Genomic DNA, 20,985 nt, shown 5'->3' with positions numbered 1-20,985 from the left:
GCCCCCGGGACCCACAACATGAACCGCCTCCTGCCACGCGCGCTCATGGCGCCCGCAGTGCTCACGCTCTTCCTCTGGATGATCGTGCCGCTCGTGATGACCCTGTACTTCTCGTTCGTGAGCTACAACCTCATGCAACCCGGCGAGCATCCGTTCATCGGCATCGAGAACTTCCAGTACTTCATCACCGATCCGGACTTCTGGCCTGCGACCTGGAACACGCTGTTGCTTATCGGCAGCGTGATCGTCATCACGGTGGTGTTCGGTGTACTGCTCGCGCTGCTGGTGAACGAGCCTTTCCCGGGGCGAGGCATCGTGCGCGTGCTGCTCATTTCGCCTTTCTTCGTCATGCCCGCAGTGAACGCACTGCTGTGGAAGCACATGATGATGAACCCGATCTATGGCGTGCTTGCCGACCTCTGGCGTTTTTTCGGCGCGCAACCGGTCGACTGGCTCACCGATGTGCCGCTGTTGTCGGTGATCATCATGGTGGCCTGGCAGTGGCTGCCCTTTGCCTGCCTGATCTTCATTACCTCGCTGCAGTCGCTCGACCGCGAGCAGATGGAAGCGGCGCGCATGGACGGTGCAAGTTCGTTTCAGCGCTTCTTCTATCTCATCATTCCGCACCTCGGCCGGCCGATGGCGGTGGTGATCATGATCGAAATGATCTTTCTGCTCAGCGTGTTCGCCGAGATCGCCATCACCACCAACGGCGGCCCGGGCAACGAGAGCACCAATCTCACTTACATGATCTTCAAGCAGTCGCTGATGAACTTTGACGTGGGTGTGGCATCGGCAGGTGCGTTGTTCGCGGTGGTGGTGGCCAACATCGTGGCGGTGTTCCTCATTCGCATCGTCGGCAAGAACCTCGACTGAAAAAATGACGCACACCCCCAGTCTTCGCGCACTTCGTGTCGCTTCGCCAACCCCCTTGCAGGGGGCAACACCAACGGCCCGGCAGAGCCGGTTCCGTGGTGTTCCTGGGATGAGCCTTGTGTTAATCCATATGCGGTGGAGCAACTGAGTCATGCAACCAAGCAACTTCCTTCCGCAACTGCTGCGCACTGTGGGTGCGTGGGCCGTGGCGCTGCTGTTGTTCTTTCCGCTCGGCTGGCTGTTTCTCACGGCTTTCAAGACCGAACTTCAGGCAATCCATGTGCCGCCGCTCTTTATTTTCGAGCCCACGCTCGACAACTTCAGCGAAGTGCAGCGCCGCAGCGACTATTTGCTGTATGCGCGCAACTCGCTCATCACCAGCCTGGGTTCAACCATCATCGGCCTGTTGATCGCGGCACCTGCCGCGTACTCGATGGCCTTCTTCCGTACGAAGAGGACGCGCGACATCCTGATGTGGATGCTTTCCACCAAGATGATGCCGGCGGTGGGCGCGCTGGTGCCGATCTACGTTCTCGCGCAGACAGCGGGCCTGCTGGATTCGCTCACCGCGCTGACCATTGTGTTCACGCTGGCGAACCTGCCGATCATGGTGTGGATGCTCTACAGCGCCTACAAGGACATTCCGAACGAGATCCTGGAAGCCGCACGCATGGACGGTGCGAGCCTCTGGACCGAATTTCGCCATGTGGTGCTGCCGCTGTCGGTGGGAGGTCTCGCTTCGACCGGCCTGCTGTGCCTGGTGCTGAGCTGGAACGAGGCCTTCTGGGCGCTCAACCTCAGTTCGGCCAAGGCCGGCACGCTGGCGACATTGATCGCCTCGTACTCCAGCCCCGAAGGGCTGTTCTGGGCCAAATTGTCAGCCGCCTCGCTGATGGCGATCGCACCGATCGTCGTGTTCGGCTGGTTCAGCCAGAAACAGCTGGTGCAAGGCCTGACATTCGGTGCGGTGAAGTGAAAGGAATTGACCCATGGCTTATCTGGAACTCAAGAACATCGAGAAAAGTTTCGGGGAAACCCAAATCATCCGCGGTGTTGATCTTGAAATCAACAAGGGCGAGTTCATCGTCTTTGTCGGCCCTTCGGGTTGCGGCAAGTCGACACTGCTGCGCCTCATCGCGGGGCTGGAGCCCATCACCAGAGGCAACTTGCTGCTGGACGGCAAGGACATCACCTGGACGCCTTCGGGCAAGCGTGACCTGGCGATGGTGTTCCAGAGCTACGCGCTCTACCCGCACATGAGTGTGTACGACAACATGTCCTTTGCGCTCAAGCTTGCGGGCGTGCCGAAGGACGAGATCCAGGCCAAGGTCGAGTACGCGGCCAAAACGCTCAACCTCACCCAGTACCTGGGCCGCACACCGAAAGACCTGTCGGGTGGACAGCGGCAGCGGGTGGCGATTGGCCGCGCCATCGTGCGTGCACCCAAGGTGTTCCTGTTCGACGAGCCCTTGTCCAACCTGGATGCCGCGTTGCGCGGCAACACGCGCGTCGAAATCCACAAGCTGCACCGCGCGCTCGGTGCAACGACCATTTACGTCACGCACGACCAGGTCGAAGCCATGACGCTGGCCGACCGCGTGGTGGTTCTCAGGGACGGGCTGATCGAGCAGGTCGGCACGCCGCTCGAGCTCTACGACCACCCGGCGAACCGGTTTGTCGCGCAGTTCATCGGCATGCCGTCGATGAACATGGTGGCGGCGAGCGCGATTCCGAGCTTCTCGGCGGCCACGGGTGGGCGCCTGCCGAGCGATGGTTTCCTGGGTGTGCGGCCGGAAGGCTTGCGCGTGCATCCGAAGCAGGCCGTTGCTTTGGGTGTGCAAGGCCGCGTGGAGCTGATCGAGGCACTCGGTGCCGACACCCTGATTCACGTCGACGTCGGCGGCGTGCCGCTGATAGCGCGCCAGAACGAACGGACACCGCTGCATGCAGGTGACGATGTTGCGGTCGAGCTCGACCCCTCGGTGCTTCATCTGTTCAACCGTGAAGGCCGTGCGGTTCCGGCCTGATTTCTTCCTTCTTCCTTTCGGACATTCCCTTGACTCTCGCAACAGCGCTTCTTGCGCAAACGCCACCGGCACCTTCGGAATTCACGGTGCTTCACCTTGGACTGGGTTCGTTCCATCGAGCCCACCAGGCCGTTTATCTTCAGCGGCTGATCGATGCGGGCGATACCCGTTGGTCCATCGTGGGCGCCAACATCCGGCCCGACATGGCCGAGGTCGTCGCGGCCTTGCAGGCACAGGGCGGGTGTTACACGCTGGAAACCGTATCGCCGGCCGGCGAGTACCGCTATGAACAGATTGACGCCATCCGCGAAGTGCTTCCCTGGGAAGACTCGCTGGCTGCGGTGATCTCTCGCGGCGCGGCGCCGTCCACCCGCATCGTTTCATTCACCGTGACCGAGGCAGGCTACTACCTCGACACGAAAGGCAGGCTGGACCTGTCTTTCAATGATCTCGCGGCAGACCTTGAGCGCGCACGCCGCGGCGAGGCGGGCGGGGAGGGCGTGACCATCTACGGCGCCGTCTGCGCGATCCTGCGTGCGCGCAAGGCGGCGCAGGCCGGCCCGGTCACCCTGCTCAACTGCGACAACCTGCGCCACAACGGCGACCGCTTCGGTGCCGGGTTGCGCGAATTCATCGAACTCACAGGCGATACCTGGCTGCTTTCGTGGGTCGCGGGGAACACCCGCTGCCCCAACACGATGGTCGACCGCATCACGCCGCGTCCGCCACCCGAGCTGCGCGCTCGCGTCAAGGCCGCCACGGGGCGGGATGATGCGGCTGCGATCACTGGCGAGAGTTTCATCCAGTGGGTGATCGAAGACAATTTCGCGGCCGGGCGACCCGACTGGGGCCGTGTGGGCGTGGAACTGGTCGAGTCGGTGCAGCCCTACGAGGAGGCCAAGATCCGCATCCTCAATGCCACGCACAGCTGCATTGCCTGGGCCGGCACATTGGTTGGGCTGGATTTCATCCACGAAGGGACACACAACGCGGTAATCCGGAAGATGGCCTACGACTATGTGACCGACGACGTGATTCCCTGTCTGAGTTCTCCCGACTCTCCCGGGCCGATCGACCTCACAGCGTACCGCGATGTGGTGCTCGAGCGCTTTGGCAACCCTGCGATCCGCGACACCAATCAACGCGTGGCGGCGGACGGTTTCTCAAAGATTCCAGGGTTTATCGCGCCCACGGTACGGGAGCGGCTCGCCGCGGGACAGCCCATCGACAGCGTCGCAGTGCTGCCTGCGCTGTTTCTTGTTTTCCTGCGGCGCTGGCACCGGGGGGCGTTGCCCTATGCCTACCAGGACCAGGGTATGGACGAGGCGGTGGCCCGCGCGATCTGCGACGCTGTCGATCCTGTGCGCGCGCTGTGCTCCGACGCGGGGCTATGGGGGAGTGCCGCAGGCGATACACGGCTGACGGATGCTGTGCGCGGCGCGATCGGGCGAGTCGCCGGTTTTGTCAATTCAGGGGTAAAAAGAACATGAGCGAACGTCTGAAGAACCGTCATGTGCTTCTGACGGGCGCCGGTGGCGGTATCGGTCTGGCGGTGGCTGAAGCCTGCATCGCCGAGGGCGCGCACTGCAGCGTGGTCGACCGGGCAGTGGTGACGCCTGAAGCCGTGCAGGCACTGCAGAAACGTCATCCCGGCCGCCTGGCCTACATCGCGGCGGACGTGACGGACGCGCAGGCGATTGCGCGCCTGCTGGCGCAGGCACAGGCCGCTTTTGGTCCCGTTCATATCCTTTTCAACAACGCGGCCGTATTCGATCTCGCGCCTTTGCTTGACAGCGACGAGGCATCTTTCGACAGGCTCTTTGCCGTCAATGTGAAAGGCATGTTCTTTGTCATGCAGGCCGTGCTTCGCCACATGGTCGAGGCCGGCACGCAGGGTGCGTCGGTCATCAACATGGCCTCGCAAGCCGGGCGGCGAGGTGAGGCCCTGGTGTCGCACTACTGCGCCACCAAGGCCGCGGTCATCAGCTACACCCAGAGTGCCGCATTGGCCATGGCGCCGCATGGCATTCGCGTCAACGGCATCGCACCCGGTGTGGTCGATACACCGATGTGGGACCACGTCGACAGCCTCTTCGCCAGGGCAGAGGGGTTGCCCCCGGGGGAAAAGAAGCGGCGTGTGGGCCTGGAAGTGCCGCTCGGCCGCATGGGTGTACCGGCAGACATCGCGGGAGCGGCGGTATTTCTGGCCAGCGACGAGGCGCGTTACATCACGGCGCAGACTCTGAATGTCGATGGCGGTAACGTCATGAGCTGATTTGGCCGACGACGGCGCCTTGCATTGACCGACAATCCATCATGCGCATTGCAATCACGGGGGAAGCCCTGATCGATTTCACCGCCGACGAGGCGGGCACACTGGCGTTTCTCGGCCACGAGGGCGGCTCGCCGCTCAACACGGCTGTCGCCTGCGCACGCCTCGGACAGCCCACTGGCTTCCTCACGCAACTGTCGACCGACCTGTTCGGCGAACGCCTGATGCGTTTTCTCGAACGCAACGGCGTGGACACCCGTTTCATCCTGCGCAGCCCCGCGCCGTCGACCCTGGCCTTCGTTGAGCGCACGCCACAGACCAACCGCTATGCCTTCTACACGCAGGGCAGCGCCGATGCGACCTGGGCACCCGAGCCGCTGCCGCAGTTGCCGGCGGAATGCCTCTTCCTGCATTTCGGCTCGATCGCGCTCCTGCAGGAACCTGCTGCCACGCGCATCACCGGGCTGATGGCCGCCAATGCCGGGCGCCGTGTGATCGTGTTCGATCCCAACGTGCGGCCCAGCCTGATTTCCGATATGGCAGCCTACCGTGCGCGTGTCATGACCTGGTTTTCAATGGCCGACCTGGTCAAGCTCAGCGACGAAGATGCCGGGCTGCTGGCGCCCGGCAAGCCTGTCGATGCGCTGGCTGCAGATTGCCTGCAAGCCGGTGCGCGAGCGGTCATCGTCACGCGCGGCGCCGGCGGTGCCACGCTCTGGCGCACAGGGCACGGGCCGTTGACCGTGGCGGCACCGCGTGTTGAGGTGGTCGACACCATCGGTGCTGGTGACACTTTTACGGCCGGGCTTTCAGTCTCGCTGCTTGCGCATGGCGTCGAACACCCGGCCCAGCTTGGCGAGCTGAGTGGCGACGCCTGGCACGCAGTGATGCGCTTCGCCGCCACGGCCGCCGCACTGAACTGCACCCGCGAAGGTGCCGATCCGCCCACGCTGGAGGCCGTTCACGCCGCGCTCGCGCGGGAGGGCCGTGAGGCCGTTGCTTCCCGGTCATGACCCAGACTGCCATGACAATGTCCACATCCAAACGCCCGATTCCCCGTCAGCGCCAGCCCGAGCTGGAACGCGATATTGCGCGTTCCCCGGCGCTGGGTTACGAGGCACCTGAAACCGGTCTGGTGCGCTGTCTTGCACACGGCTTCCCGAGCCCGCTGGTACGCTGGCATTTTCATGAAGAGTATGAACTGCACCTGATCACGGAGACTTCGGGCAAGGCGTTTGTCGGCGACTGGATCGGACCGTTCCAGCCCGGTCATCTGGTGTTGTGCGGCCCGCGCCTGCCGCACAACTGGATTTCGCTCGACGCCCCCGAAGGCGGCGCGGCGGGACGTGACCGGGTGATCCAGTTCCACCACGAACCCATTGAGCGCGCGGCAACCGGGATTCCCGAATTGCGCGAAGTGATGCAGTTGCTCGAACGGGCGCGCCATGGCATCGAGTTCTTCGGCATGTCGCAGCTGGCGCAGACGCACTGGGACAACATCAAGGCCGCACGCGGCGTGCGCCGCCTCGGCCACTTTTTTGAGTTCATGGCCGACCTGGCGCAATGGACGGACTACCGGCTGCTGTCGAGCGTACAGATGCAGGGCACACAGGGCGCTGATGGCGACGCGCAGGTTGACCAGATCAACGGCATCGTCAACCGCATTACCGCCAACATGGCGGAACCGATCTCGATGTCAGTCGTGGCGGCCGAGCTCGGCATGAGCGAGAGCCGCTTCAGCCGCTTCTTCCAGCGCTCCACCGGCAACAGCTTTACCGACTTCGTCAACCGTGTGCGCATCAACAGCGCCTGCCACCTGCTGATGCAGACCGACCACAACGTCACCGACATCTGCTATCAGGTCGGTTTCAACAATGTCGCAAACTTCAACCGGCGCTTTCTGGAGATCAAGGGCATGACGCCTACCGAGTTCAGGCGGCAGACAGACGACCGTTTTGGCCGGTTATCCTGATGGTACTGGCGTTTTTTTGGATTCCTTGTCAGAGGCTACGCATGTATTTGGGCCTTGACCTGGACACTTCGGAGTCCGGGCCGCTTCGCCGCATGACCCTGGCAGAGCGGTACAAAATTTTCGGACCTTGTGTCCGCGTTGCGCTCCAGCCTTGCGGCCTGCGCTTCTGACGAGAGCCTGCATTCTTTGTGCGGTCCTGCCTTCAGGCAGCAACGTGAAATTAAAACTTGTACCCCAGCTGCAAGGTGAAGCAATCAGGGTCAAGGCCCACGTCGATGGTCTGGTTGGTACTGAGCGTGCCGCGGGTTTTCAGGAAAGTCTTGGTATAGCTGGCTTCCACAAACCATTTTTTGTCGAGGTTGAAAATACCACCCAGTTGCAACGCGGGGGCAAATTTCGACTTGAAGGATACGCTTGTGGCGGGGCCGCCTGGGTTGGTCAACGCGGTCAGCAGGGCTGTGCCGCGTTCCTTGTAGAACTTCACGTAGGAGAGGCCCGCACTCAGGTAAGGACGAAACCGGGCGTCGGCATCAAGAAACCGGTATTGCACGATCAGCGTGATGGGCAAGGCCCGGGTGTCGGCCACCGTGCCAACGCCAGCGAGCACACCTGCGCCGCTGACGTCGTGCCTGAAGCCCAAACCGAGCGGCAGGTGCAGGCTGATGTGATCGGTGACCATGTAGTTCACGGCCGCCGTTAACCTGGAACTGCTGCTGACGTCGACTTTCGCGTCCTGAATGACACCAGTTCCGGATGGCGCCGAAAGGCTGCCGCTGTCCACGGAAGGCGCAATCCGCGTGACGCCGGCCGACACGGACCATGTGCCCGCCTGTTGTGCAAAGCCGTATACGGAAGAAACCGCCAGGGCGGACGCTATGAAGAGTTTCTGGGAGGGATTCATGGGCAAGTGCGAATGCGGGATGTGTTCGGGTTGCTAGGGCGTCATTGTTTGTGCCGGCGGTATTCGCGCCATCGCACGGGGCGAGGGAAGTCATCCGGTGGCTCATGAGAAATCATGGTAGCGGCAGGCGCCAATGTGCAGCATCTTCCTCCCCCGTTTTTGTGAAGAGACTGTGGCGCCGCCGACGAAGGATCTTGTTGCGTGCAAACGTTTTTCGTACAAATTGAACGGACAATAAAAAAGGGCCGCTTTCGCGGCCCTTTTTGCTGGAGCGTGAAGCTCAGGCAGGCATTACATGCCCATGTCGCCCATACCGCCCATTCCACCCATGCCGCCTGGCATGCCGCCGCCGGCGCCGGACTCTTCCTTCGGAGCTTCGGCGATCATGGCTTCGGTCGTCAGCATCAGGGATGCGACGGAGGCTGCGTTCTGCAGTGCGGTGCGGGTGACCTTCGTGGGATCCAGGATACCCATTTCGATCATGTCGCCGTAGGTGTCGTTGGCTGCATTGAAGCCGTAGTTACCCTTGCCGGCCAGAACCGCATTGACCACCACAGAGGCTTCGCCGCCTGCGTTGTAAACGATTTCACGCAGGGGGGCTTCAATGGCGCGCAGCACCAGCTTGATACCGGCGTCCTGGTCAGGATTGTCGCCGGCGATCTTGCCTGCAGCCTGCTTGGCGCGCAGCAGGGCCACGCCGCCGCCGGCCACAATGCCTTCTTCCACGGCAGCGCGGGTAGCGTGCAGTGCGTCTTCCACGCGGGCCTTCTTTTCCTTCATTTCGACTTCGGTGGCAGCGCCAACCTTGATCACGGCAACACCGCCGGCCAGCTTGGCCACGCGCTCTTGCAGTTTTTCACGGTCGTAGTCGCTCGTCGCTTCTTCGATCTGGACGCGCACTTGCTTGACGCGTGCTTCGATGTCGGCAGCGGCGCCGGAGCCGTCGATGATGATGGTGTTTTCTTTGCCCACTTCGATGCGCTTGGCCTGGCCGAGGTCAGCCAGCGTCACTTTTTCGAGCGACATGCCGACTTCTTCAGCGATGACCTTGCCGCCGGTCAGGCAGGCGATGTCTTCCAGCATGGCTTTGCGGCGGTCGCCGAAGCCAGGGGCTTTCACAGCCACAACCTTCAGGATGCCGCGCAGGGTGTTCACGACCAGCGTTGCCAGGGCTTCGCCCTCGACTTCTTCGGCAATGATCAACAGAGGACGGCCAGCCTTGGCAACTTGCTCCAGGGTAGGCAGCAGGTCACGGATGTTGCTGATCTTCTTGTCGTAGAGCAGAACAAACGGGTTGTCCAGCAGTGCGGACTGCTTTTCAGGGTTGTTGATGAAGTAAGGGGAGAGGTAGCCGCGGTCGAACTGCATGCCTTCGACGACGTCGAGTTCGTTTTGCAGGGACTTGCCGTCTTCCACGGTGATCACGCCTTCTTTACCAACCTTGTCCATCGCGTCAGCAATGATCTTGCCGATGGATTCGTCGGAGTTGGCAGAGATGGAACCGACCTGGGCGATTTCTTTCGAAGTCGTGGTGGGCTTGGAAGCCTTCTTCAGCTCTTCGGTCAGGGCCAGCACGGCCTTGTCGATACCGCGCTTCAGGTCCATCGGGTTCATGCCGGCGGCCACGTACTTCATGCCCTCGCGGACGATGGCTTGAGCCAGAACGGTGGCGGTGGTGGTGCCGTCGCCAGCGTTGTCAGAGGTCTTGGAAGCAACTTCCTTGACCATCTGCGCGCCCATGTTCTGCAGCTTGTCCTTGAGTTCGATTTCCTTGGCGACGGACACACCGTCCTTGGTCACCGTGGGGGCGCCGAACGAGCGCTCCAGAACCACGTTACGGCCTTTAGGGCCCAGGGTTACCTTGACGGCGTTGGCCAGGATGTTCACACCCTCGACCATGCGTGCGCGGGCTTCGCCGCCGAAAATTACGTCTTTTGCTGCCATGATGCAGATTCCTTAAAGTTTATGGATGAAATCGCCTGCCAGCCCATATATAACGTGCGCCAGCAGCTATCAAATAAATAGCAGAAGAGAGATTACTTCTCGACCACTGCAAACAGGTCTTCTTCTTTCATGACGAGCAGTTCGTCGCCGTCGACCTTGACGGTCTGGCCGCTGTATTTGCCGAACAGCACGCGGTCGCCAACTTTCACGCCCACGGGGCTCAATTCGCCCTTGTCGTTCTTCTTGCCAGGGCCAACGGCCAGCACTTCGCCCTGATCAGGCTTTTCAGCGGCGCTGTCAGGAATGACGATGCCGGAAGCGGTTTTGGTTTCGTTTTCCACGCGTTTGACGATCACGCGGTCGTGCAAAGGACGAAGTTTCATGAGAGCTCCTTGTATGAGAACAATGGTTTTTAGGGAATCAAAAAGCACCCACCAAAAAGTGAGTGCTTGTTAACTTGGTGGTTTGACAGGGCTGTGTTAGCACTCAATACCATCGAGTGCTAATCATAGAGTCATTTAAGGTGGTTTTCAAGGTGAGCTTGCAGGAAATCTGTACCAGCGGGTGAGGGTTGTCGATTTCAGGTTAACTTTGAGCTCTCGGGACCTCTATTTGGCGACGACTGACCTCCACTTTTTGCTGCATGAGCGCTAAGGCGCCGTCCGCGCGTAGATGGACCCTGATGATTCCTCTTTTCGCGCCCCCAAAAACCAACACTTCCAAAGCGTCCTAGGTAACATTCCTTACATTTCCTCTCCGCAAAATTTAAACTCCGGGTTAACCCGGGTGTAAGGCTTGGCGACAACAACAAAACGGAATCAGGGAGAGCGTGATTGGCCAAGCCACACGATGACTTGGGTGTATCACTCGGGGCGGTGCCAGCATGCACCCGAAAATCTGCAAAACGAACAACCAGCCTGCGTAAACTGTGCATCGGCCTGGCCGCGGCTGTCATAGCTTGTAACGTTTTTGCCCAACCCGCACCACAAACCAGTGCGGAGCAGGAGCAGCGCCGTGCCCAGGAGCGAGAGCGAGTACAGCGCGAGCAGCAGGAGAGGGGGCGTGACGAGCGGACCCCTCCTCCCGGCGTGGCCGAAACCGCAAAGCTGCCCGCCGCTGAATCGCCGTGCTTTCCGGTCCACACCCTGAAGCTGCGCACCGTTGCCGGCGAACCAGCCGCGCTGGCGTCCCAATTCGCCTGGGCGCTCGATGCCGCAGCCGGGTCGGACGCGAGCGATTCGCCAACAGGCCGCTGCCTGGGCACAAGCAGCATCGGCATCGTGATCAAGCGCGTGCAAAACGCCGTGATTGCCCGCGGCTACGTCACCACGCGTGTGCTCGCCGAGCCGCAAGACCTCAAAATCGGCATCCTCGCGCTCACGCTGGTCCCCGGCCGTATCCGTGCCGTCCGGTTCTCCGAAGGCAGCGACGCACGCGGCAATGCCTGGACGGCCCTGCCTGCCAGGCCGGGTGACATCCTGAACCTGCGCGACATCGAGCAGGCTTTGGAAAACTTCAAGCGTGTGCCCACGGCCGAAGCCGATATCCAGATCGAGGAAGCCAAAGGCGCGGAGGTCCAGCCGGGCCAGAGCGATCTGGTCATCAGCTACAAGCAAGCGTTTCCGTTTCGGCTCTCGGTGTTCGCCGACGACAGCGGCTCCAAAGCCACCGGCAAATACCAGGGCGGTGTCACCCTGTCCTATGACAACTGGCTGACGCTCAACGACCTGTTCTACGTGTCACTCAATACAGACCTGGGCGGCGGTGAACCGGGCGGCCGCGGCACGCGCGGCACCACGGTCCATTATTCCGTACCCTTCGGCTACTGGACGCTGGGCGCCACCGTCAGCGACAACCGCTACTTCCAGAGCGTTGCCGGCCTCAACCAGGACTACGTTTACCGCGGCACCAGCAGCAACGCCGAACTCAAGCTCTCGCGCCTCGTCTACCGTGACGCCAGCCGCAAGACCACCATCAGCGCCAAGGCCTTCCAGCGTCGCTCCAACAACTTTATTGACGACACCGAAGTCGAGGTTCAGCGCCGCGTCGTCGGCGGCTGGGAGCTCGGCGCAGGCCACAAGGAGTTCATCGGGCAGGCCACGCTGGAAGGCAATGTGACCTACAAGCGCGGCACCGGTGCCTTCGGCTCCTTGCCCGCACCCGAAGAGCCCTTTGGTGAAGGCACTTCGCATTTCGCTGTGGTCAATATGGACGCCAGCCTCAATGTGCCGTTCAAGCTGGCCGAACAAAGCATTCGCTACAACGCCAGCTGGCGCCTGCAGCACGACCGCACCCCGTTGACCCCGCAAGACCGCTTCGCCATCGGTGGGCGCTACACCGTGCGCGGTTTCGACGGCGAATCTTCGCTGAGCGCCGAGCGCGGCTGGCTGCTGCGCAATGAGCTCAGTACCGCGCTGGGTGAGACCGGCCAGGAGGTCTATATGGGCCTGGACCACGGCGAGGTCGCGGGGCCCAGCAGTGAATTCCTGGCGGGCAAGCGGCTGACGGGCGCCGTGATCGGTTTGCGCGGCAGCTTCAAGAAGTTGCAATATGACTTCTTCATCGGCACGCCCGTTAAAAAGCCCGAATTCTTTCGTACCGCCAATAGCACTGTGGGCATGAGCCTCAGCGCGTCGTTCTGACGCTTCCCATTTTTTTTGTGATCCCAGCCGACCCTTCGCCATGAACAAAAACCTGCACCGCATCATCTTCAATTCAAAGCGCGGCCAGCGCATGGTGGTGGCCGAGACCGCCAGCAGCCAGGGCAAGGCGGCAGGTGGCGAAACGCCGGGTGTGGCCGCTTCCGGGGATCTTCTGGCGTGCCTACGTCCATTGCGCTTCGCCGTGCTGAGCGCACTGGGCGCGGTGCTGTGGCTGCAGCCCGCCGTACAGGCACAGGTCATCGCAGACCCATCCGCTCCAGCCAGCCAGCGTCCCACCATCCTGCAAACCGCCAATGGCCTGCCGCAGGTCAATATCCAGTCACCCAGTGCCGGCGGTGTCAGCCGCAACACGTATATCCAGTTTGATGTGCCGCAAGGCGGCGTCATCCTCAATAACAGCCGCGGCAACGTGCAGACCCAGCTCGGCGGCTTCGTGCCGGGCAACCCCTGGCTGGCCACAGGCGCAGCGCGCGTCATTCTCAACGAGGTGAATTCGTCCAACCCCAGCCAGATCAGGGGCTATGTCGAAGTCGCCGGCCAGCGTGCCGAGGTCATCATCGCCAACCCGGCGGGTATCAACGTCAACGGTGGCGGCTTTCTCAATGCCAGCCGCGTCACCCTCACCACCGGCAGCCCGGTGCTCAACAGCGGCGCGCTCGACGGCTTTCGCGTGCAGGGCGGCACCATCACGGTGAACGGCGCAGGCCTGGACACCAGCACGGCCGACTACACCGGCATCCTCGCCCGGGCTGTGCAGCTCAATGCCGGTATCTGGGCCAAAGAGCTCCGCGTGACGACCGGTGCCAACCAGATTGATGCGACACAGACCAGCGCCACACCGATAGCCGGCACCGGCCCTGCACCGACCTATGCGATTGACGTGGCCCAGGTCGGCGGCATGTATGCCGGCAAGATTTTCCTGATCGGCACCGAAACAGGCCTGGGTGTGCGCAACGCCGGCGCCATAAACGCCACAGGCGGCGACCTGGTGTTGCAATCCAATGGCTGGCTCACCAACACTGGCAGCCTGCTGGCCAGCGGCAACTTGCAGTCCGCCACCACCGGCCTCACCACCAACAGCGGCACGATGTATGCCAATGGCAACGCCGCGGTGGCCGCACAGGCCGGCGTCAGCAATACCGGCAGCGCCACACTGGGGGCCCAGGGCAACACCACGGTGCAGGCCAGCGGTGCGGGCGCGCAGGTCACCTCGGCCACCGGCGCCGTGATCGCCGCGGGGTTGAACACAGACGGCAGCACCACCACCAGTGGCAACCTCACCATCAACGCGGCCAGTGCCGTCACCATCTCAGGCAAGGCCCTGGCCGGCGGCAACGCTTCTCTCTCAGGCAGTCAGCTCAACCTGGCGGACAGCACCTTGCGCGCCCAGGGCATGTCGCTCACCGCCACAGGCGGCGACATCGACGCCAGCCGCGCCAACCTCAATGCCACCGGCCTGCTGGCCACCAGCACGGCGCAAACCCTGCGCACCGACGCGGCCACCGTGGTGGCCGGCCAGCTGCGCCTGGCGGCAGGCAGCCTGTCCAACCTCGGCGGGCAAATCACCCAGACCGGCACCACCGCCGGCAGCGTCAGCGCGCAGGGCCAGATCAACAACACCGGCGGCAGGCTGGCCAGCAACGGCAACACCACGCTTCAGGCGCAAAGCCTGGCCAACCAGGGCGGCACGGTCCAGACCACCGGCAGCGCCGACCTGGCCATCACCACCGCCGGTGTGCTCGACAACACTGCTGGTGACCAGCTGGTTGCGGGGGGTAACCTCACCCTCAACGCGGCCGGCATCACCAACGCCGGCAAGCTGCAAGCCGGCAGTACGTTGACCGCGTCAGCCACCGACATCGACAACGCAGCCACCGGCGAAATCACCGGCGCCACCACGCAGCTCACGGCCACCAACAGCCTGACCAACCGCGGCCTCGTCGACGGCCAGGTCACCCGGCTTGATGCGCAGCTCATCACCAACACCGGCACCGGCCGCATTTACGGCGACACCTTAAGCATTGCCGCCGCCACCCTGAACAACACACCCGAAACCATTGCCGGCGTCACCAAGGCCGGCGTGATCGCCGCGCGCAACCGGCTCGACATCGGCGCGGGCACCATCAACAACGGCATCGGTGCGCTCATCTTCAGCGGCGGCACGGGCGCAGCGGCGCTCAACATCGGCGGCAGCCTGGACGCATCCCGCCAGGCCACGGGCCTGGCCCAGGCCGTCAACAACGCTGGCGGCACCATCGAGTCGCTGGGCGGCCTCACGATTGCCGCCGCGCAGATCAACAACACCAACCCTGACTTTGCCTACACGGTGCAGTTTTCGCCCGGCACCAACGGCAAGGAATACGTTACGGGGCAGGGCACATACTCGCCGGACGATGTGGGCTGGATCGTCAGTGGCGAGAACTACCGGGCTGCATCCAACGGTGGCTATTTCTATTACGACACCACCGGCCTCCAGCAGATCTACGGCGGCCCAGGGCGCTGGGGCTCGGAAGACGGCGTACTGCCATACACCGACCACCTCAACGTTGATGGCAAGGGCCGTGTGTTGCTTAAGGGCGCACCCTACTCAGACCCTAAGTACGCGCCGTATTTCCTCGGTCCGAGTGCCTACGTTCCCGACCACAACCTGCTGACAGGCGCCCGCGACGGGCTGGTGTCGACCTCTGTTGCGGCGTTTTTTGGCTACGACGCCAACAGCCCGGTGTGGCAGGTTTTCGGGGTGGCCCGCCCGAGCACTGCTGCGCCGGGACCTCGACCTACAGGTTCTAACACGGGTCACGAATCCAGCTATGTGCCCCCCAATCCGCAGGACCTTGCCGCCTGGGAAGCCGCCGCTGCGCCGTGGATCGCGCTGCAGGCGCAGATCGACGCGATGCGCAGATCCGTCGTTGCTAATGCCGTCGCCTTTGACGCCTTCCGCGACTACAACCAGTCCGTTCCCAGCGCCACCATCACCAGCAGCGCGCCCGGCCGCATCCTGAGCGGCGGGGCCATGACGCTCAACGCCCGCGATGCGCTCCTGAACGACCAGGCGCAGATCGTTGCCGGTGGCGCCCTCAACATCACCGGCCGGGCCGTAGACAACCGCGGCCGCAGCATCACCGTCAACGCCCAACGCACCGGTACTGCCTATGCGTGGAGCAACTACAACGAAGGCTGCGGCGGATGGGACGGCTGCGACTACAACTACAACGCCTATCGCGACTCCGCCTACGTGCAGGATGTGCCCAAAACCTTTGTGCTGGACGTCAACCGCAGCCAGGGCATGACGGCGCCATCCAGCCAGGGCCTGGCCAGCGGCACCCAGCTGGCGGCAGCCGTGGTGGCCGGCGGCGCTGCGGCGCTGCCCGCCAGCAGCAACAGCCTGACGGTGCCCAGCAGCAGCCTGTTCCGCGTCACGCCCAACCCCGTGGGCAACTTCATCGTCGAGACCGACCCGCGCTTTGCCAACTACCGCAACTGGCTCGGCAGCGACTACATGCTCAATGCCCTGGGCCTGGACCCGGCCACCACCCAGAAGCGCCTGGGCGACGGTTTTTACGAGCAGCGCCTGGTGAACGAGCAGGTAGCCCAGCTCACCGGCCAGCGCTTCCTGGCCAACTACACCAGCGAAGAAGTCCAGTACAAGGCCCTGATGGACGCCGGCGTCACCTTTGCCCAGCAGTTCCAGCTGCGCCCCGGCGTGGCGCTGACGGCCGCGCAGGTGGCCCAGCTCACCAGCGACATCGTCTGGCTGGTCGAGCAGGACGTCACCGTGCCCGATGGCCGTGGCGGCACCGTGCAAGTCAAGGCCCTGGTACCCGTGGTCTACGTCGTGCCCCGCGCCGGCGATTTGAGCGGCAAGGGCGTGCTGCTCGCCGGGCGTGAGGTCAACATCAACCTCGGCGGCGACCTGACCAACAGCGGCACCATCGCGGGTCGCAATGTCGTCAGCCTCACGGCAGAGAACGTGCAGAACATCAGCGGCCGCATCACCGGCGACGCCGTCACCGTGGCCGCTCGCAACGACATCAATGTCACCGGTGGGCAGATCGACGCCGTCAACAGCCTGACGGCCCTGGCCGGGCGCGACATCAACATCGTCACCACCACCAGCAGTGCCACCAACCGCACCGGCGGCCTGGGCAGCGGCGGTAATGCCACCGCCGTCAATGCCTCCAGCAACAACACCTTCAGCATGACCGGCATTGATCGGGTGGCCGGTCTCTACGTCACGGGCAATGTCTCCGGCACCGCAGGTACCCTGGTCGCCAGCGCCGGCCGAGACCTCAACGTCATCGCCGGGGTCATAGGCAACAACAACGCCAGCGGCAGCACCATGCTTGCTGCCGGCAACAACATCAACCTGGCCACCGTCACCACCGCCAACAGCAGCGACCAGCGCCGCGGCGACGACGACTTTGTGCGCGACGCGCAAACCAAAGAGGTCGGCAGCCAGATCCAGACCGCAGGCAGCCTGAGCCTGAACGCCGGCAACGACCTCAACGCCCGCGTCGCCAATGTGCAGGCGACTGGCGACCTCACCGCCAGCGCCGGCAACAACGTCAACCTCAGCGCAGGCCGGCAGACCAACAGCTTCGGCTTTGGCATGACCACCGCCGAGAGCGACCTCTTCAGCAGCTCCAGCACCAAAGAGCGCCGCAGCACTGATCAGGACAACGCCGTCGGCTCCAGCCTGGGCGGCAAAACGGTCACCGTGGTGGCAGGCAAAGACATCAACGTCAAAGGCAGCGCCGTCATCAGCGACACCGGCACCACCCTGGCTGCCGGCCGCAACATCGCTATCGAGGCCGCGCAGAACACCAGCAGCAGCACGTCTTTCTTTGAGAAGAAGGAGTCGGGTCTGCTCGACGGGGGCGGCATAGGCATCACCATCGGCACGCGCGAGCAGTCGAATGACCAGAAAAACAAAGGCGCCACCGCCGCAGCCTCCACCGTTGGCGCCGTCAGCGGCAATGTGACCCTGGTGGCCAATGACGTCTACAAGCAGGTCGGCAGCGACGTGATCGCACCCAAAGGCGACATCATCATTGCCGCCAAAACGGTAGACATAGTCGAAGCCCGCGAAGCCAGCCGCACCGAGACCGAGCAGAAGTTCAAGCAAAGCGGCCTGACGCTGGAAGTCACCTCCCCCGTCATCAGCGCGCTGCAGACCATCGACAAGATGAGCGAAGCGGCCAGCCAGACCAAGGACAGCCGCATGCAGGCCCTGGCCGGCGCCAACATGGCCTTTGCCGCCAACAATGCTTACAACGCCATCCAGGCCGGCCAAATGCCCAAAGGCACCGGCGGCAACAACCCCAGCGCCAGCCAGGACGTCGAGCCCAGCGCCGCAGAAAAAGCAGGCGGCATCAACCTGGCCATTAGCATCGGCAGCAGCAAGAGCCAGAGCAACTCCCTGAGCGAAAGCAGCACCGCGCGCGGCAGCAACATCACGGCCGGCAACAACATCACCATTGCCGCCACCGGCGGCGGACAAGCCAGCAACCTGACCATCCAGGGCAGCACCGTCGAAGCCGGCAAGGCCGTGCAGCTGATAGCTGAAAACGAAGCCCGGCTTCTGGCGGCGCAAAACCTCGCCAGCGAACGCAGCACCAACAGCAGCAGCTCGGGCAGCGTCGGCGTGAGCTTTGGCACCGACGGCTTCCTCGTCAATGTCAGCGCCAGCAAAGGCAAGGGCCGCACCAACGGCGACGACACCAGCTACACCAACACCCAGATCAAGGCCGGTGAAAAAGTCAGCCTGACCACGGGCGGCGACGCCACCCTGCAAGGCGCCGTGATCCGGGCCGAGCAGGTCAAGGCCGACATTGGCGGCAACCTCAACATCACCTCATTGCAGGACAGCAGCACCTACACCAGCAGCCAGCAAAGCCTGGGCGGCTCACTGAGCGTGGGCGTCGGCAAGATCAGCGGCAGCATCAGCGCTTCCAGCAGCAACATCAACTCCAACTTCCAGAGCGTTGCCGAACAAAGCGGCATCAAGGCCGGCAGCGGCGGCTTCCAGGTCAGCGTGGCCGGCAACACCGCCCTGCTGGGCAGCGTCATCGCCAGCGACACCCAGGCCGTCAACGCCCAGAAGAACAGCTTCAAGACCGGCGGCACCCTAAGCATCAGCGACATCCAGAACACCGCCAGCTACAAGGGTGAGTCAATCGGCATCAGCTTTGGCGGCGGCGCCACTGCCAAGACTGCCGGCATCAACGGCCTGGGCATAGGCATCGGCTCAGACAAGGGCGATGCCAGCAGCACCAGCAGTGCGGGCATCTCAGGCATCGCTGGCAATACCGCCGTGAGGAGTACGGATGCTGAAACGGGTCTTAAACCCATCTTTGACGCAGCACGGGTGCAGGCCGAGATCAATGCGCAGGTTCAGATTACGCAGGCGTTCACTCGAGAAGCGCCCAAGGCTGCCGCCAGCTTTGCAGAAAGCCAGGCCAAAGCCCTGCGCATTGAAAAGAACGAAGAAGAAGCGAAGAAGTGGGATGAAGGGGGCATCTATCGCATCGCCCTACACACCGTGATAGGTGCGCTAGGTGGCGGCGTGGACGGTGCCTTGGGTGCTGCCACCAGCGCCAGCTCCGCCAACCTGATGAATGCGCTTCAGGACAACCTGCAGCAAAGCTTGCAAGAGGCAGGTCTGGGCGACGGCGCTGCCAAAAGCATTGCTCAAGTCGTTGCCGGGCTGACGGCTGCTGGCATTGGTGCTGCTGTTGGAGGTACGCGGGGTGCTGCTACTGCTTGGACTGTGGATGCCAATAATCGACAGTTGCATTACACCGAAACCCAAAAACTTGCCGCTGCGAAGGAAGGCAAGACTACTGAAGAGAAACGTCGACTGGATGCAGCGGCGTGTGCGTTGATCCGGTGTGCGGATGGCATTCCCGACAGCGATCCAAACTGGATCAAGCTCAACGACATGCAGCGACAGGGTGACACCTATACAGCTGAGAAGGCCATTCTTCAAAAAACGGGTGAGTTCATTTATCAGTCTTTGGATGCGATACGAGACGGCCTGACTCGAAACGGAGAGGCTGTCACTCGAGTGGGTGGTGCCGTCAATATGGGTGCTGGTGCTGTGGGAGTGGTGGGTGGAGGTGTGATTGCCACAGGGGGCGCGGTGTCATGCGTTGAAACATTGGGTCTTGGCTGCGTTGCTGTGCCGATCGGGGTTGGTATTGCCGGTGTATCAAACCAACAGATGCAACAAGGCAATTCGGCCCTCTTTGGCTCCTACCAGTCCGGCGAAGGCCAGCGTGTGCTGGACTCGTTTAATCTGGCGACATACCCGGGCGAGCGTGATCCACTTATGCTGATTGGTATTGATGCCGCCAAGCTTGGGCTTGCCTACCTGGGAGGGAAATACATTCCCAAGGCGCTGGCTAAGGCTGAGGGGTTGGGGGCTGGCGGGGCAAATGGGGCAACCAGCGTGCCAACAGCGTCGGTAAATTTGGCTGATCGCGCCGTGCAAATTCGTACCGATCTCAATATCGGTGGGGGAAGAAATATTGGCGTCGCTCAGTACACTATTGATGGCAATGCTGGAGAGTTGGTCGGCGTCAGCGGGCAAGCGTCACGCCCTGGAACAGTTAATGCGCCAACAAATTCAATATTTAACACAATTCAAACAGGTAACAACCCGAGGACTTTAGATTCGGAATACAAGATCCTTTCGGAACTAGCTACTAAGTTGACCTCCTCCTCAAAAGGGGTTGTGAACTTGTATTCTGAATTGCCTGTCTGTGCTTCGTGCAATGGTGTAATTGACCAGTTCAGGCAGCGATTTCCGGGCGTGACTGTCAACGTAATCACGGGCAAACCATAATGATAGATGGCGTTAAGAAATTGTTTGATGCATTGGTGCAGCAAGGGGCAATCTTGGAGACATCGCTCGTTGGTTGTACCGATGCTGAAATTGCCACCATCGAGCAGCATTTCGGCTGCATTTTGCCAGCAGCGTATCGTGACTTTTTGGCCCTTGCTGGAAAATCCGCGGGGAAACTGTTTCGTGGGACGGATATATTTTTTCCGCGTGTCTTAGCGCTCCGAGCAGAAGCATGCGAACTCATGAATGAATTGAATTTGGCCGATCTTCTGCCTGTTGATGCAAAAATATTTTGTATGCATCAGGGTTATGAAATTAATTACTTTCTACCTATTTCAAATGATCCACCTGTTTGCCAGTTTTTTGAGGGGCAGAGTTCGACAACTCAACCATGGAAAAGTTTTTCAGAGTTCTTGAAAAATTCAATTGAGTACCATCTTGTTCAGTGGCACGATTTAAATTAATGGTGTTAATTTCCATCACA

General features: G+C 62.0%; 13 protein-coding genes. 10 read left to right on the top strand and 3 right to left on the bottom strand.

What is annotated here, in order from left to right:
• Positions 1-18: 18 nt before the first annotated feature.
• From AC1DYR_RS12630 to AC1DYR_RS12600, 7 genes are all read left to right on the top strand, one after another.
• Positions 19-876: a carbohydrate ABC transporter permease gene (locus tag AC1DYR_RS12630; RefSeq protein WP_457282606.1), complete on the top strand. Its 858-nt coding sequence runs from the start codon at positions 19-21 to the stop codon at positions 874-876.
• Between the two features lie 151 nt (positions 877-1,027).
• The gene (locus AC1DYR_RS12625; RefSeq protein ID WP_431095103.1) at positions 1,028-1,852 is read left to right on the top strand and encodes a carbohydrate ABC transporter permease; all 825 of its coding nucleotides are present in this window, start codon (positions 1,028-1,030) and stop codon (positions 1,850-1,852) included.
• 13 nt (positions 1,853-1,865) lie between these two features.
• Complete coding sequence (locus tag AC1DYR_RS12620; protein WP_477705392.1) at positions 1,866-2,903, top strand: ABC transporter ATP-binding protein; 1,038 nt, start codon at positions 1,866-1,868, stop codon at positions 2,901-2,903.
• An 86-nt stretch (positions 2,904-2,989) separates the two neighbouring features.
• A complete protein-coding gene (gene dalD / locus AC1DYR_RS12615; RefSeq protein ID WP_477705917.1) occupies positions 2,990-4,393 on the top strand; it encodes a D-arabinitol 4-dehydrogenase in 1,404 nt (467 codons plus the stop codon).
• On the top strand, positions 4,390-5,178 hold the full coding sequence (locus tag AC1DYR_RS12610) for an L-iditol 2-dehydrogenase (RefSeq protein ID WP_477705391.1): 789 nt from the start codon (positions 4,390-4,392) through the stop codon (positions 5,176-5,178). The genes dalD and AC1DYR_RS12610 overlap by 4 nt, the downstream gene beginning before the upstream one ends.
• Positions 5,179-5,219: 41 nt before the next feature.
• Complete coding sequence (locus AC1DYR_RS12605; protein WP_477705390.1) at positions 5,220-6,188, top strand: carbohydrate kinase family protein; 969 nt, start codon at positions 5,220-5,222, stop codon at positions 6,186-6,188.
• Positions 6,189-6,199: 11 nt separating this feature from the next.
• Positions 6,200-7,147 (top strand): AraC family transcriptional regulator, encoded by a 948-nt coding sequence (locus tag AC1DYR_RS12600; protein WP_477705389.1) that lies wholly within the window; start codon positions 6,200-6,202, stop codon positions 7,145-7,147.
• Positions 7,148-7,367: 220 nt separating this feature from the next.
• Here AC1DYR_RS12600 and AC1DYR_RS12595 read toward each other — a convergent pair whose 3' ends face one another.
• From AC1DYR_RS12595 to AC1DYR_RS12585, 3 genes are all read right to left on the bottom strand, one after another.
• The gene (locus AC1DYR_RS12595; protein WP_477705388.1) at positions 7,368-8,048 is read right to left on the bottom strand and encodes an OmpW/AlkL family protein; all 681 of its coding nucleotides are present in this window, start codon (positions 8,046-8,048) and stop codon (positions 7,368-7,370) included.
• Between the two features lie 291 nt (positions 8,049-8,339).
• The gene (gene groL / locus AC1DYR_RS12590; RefSeq protein WP_411877453.1) at positions 8,340-9,992 is read right to left on the bottom strand and encodes a chaperonin GroEL; all 1,653 of its coding nucleotides are present in this window, start codon (positions 9,990-9,992) and stop codon (positions 8,340-8,342) included.
• Between the two features lie 92 nt (positions 9,993-10,084).
• Positions 10,085-10,375, bottom strand: coding sequence for a co-chaperone GroES (locus tag AC1DYR_RS12585; RefSeq protein ID WP_007872916.1), 291 nt, complete (start codon positions 10,373-10,375; stop codon positions 10,085-10,087).
• Positions 10,376-10,924: 549 nt separating this feature from the next.
• Here AC1DYR_RS12585 and AC1DYR_RS12580 point away from each other — a divergent pair.
• From AC1DYR_RS12580 to AC1DYR_RS12570, 3 genes are read left to right on the top strand one after another with little or no spacing between them, the layout of a single operon-like run.
• Positions 10,925-12,634, top strand: coding sequence for a ShlB/FhaC/HecB family hemolysin secretion/activation protein (locus tag AC1DYR_RS12580; protein ID WP_477705916.1), 1,710 nt, complete (start codon positions 10,925-10,927; stop codon positions 12,632-12,634).
• A gap of 40 nt (positions 12,635-12,674) precedes the next feature.
• Positions 12,675-20,501: a two-partner secretion domain-containing protein gene (locus AC1DYR_RS12575; protein WP_477705387.1), complete on the top strand. Its 7,827-nt coding sequence runs from the start codon at positions 12,675-12,677 to the stop codon at positions 20,499-20,501.
• On the top strand, positions 20,501-20,965 hold the full coding sequence (locus AC1DYR_RS12570) for an SMI1/KNR4 family protein (RefSeq protein ID WP_477705386.1): 465 nt from the start codon (positions 20,501-20,503) through the stop codon (positions 20,963-20,965). Before AC1DYR_RS12575 ends, AC1DYR_RS12570 begins: the two co-directional genes overlap by 1 nt.
• The last annotated feature ends 20 nt before the right edge of the window (positions 20,966-20,985 follow it).

The sequence above is a fragment of the Polaromonas sp. P1_F9 genome (genome assembly GCF_056405615.1).
The sequence above is the reverse complement of the archived record's forward strand: the minus strand, read 5'-3'. Positions and strand labels throughout refer to the sequence as shown.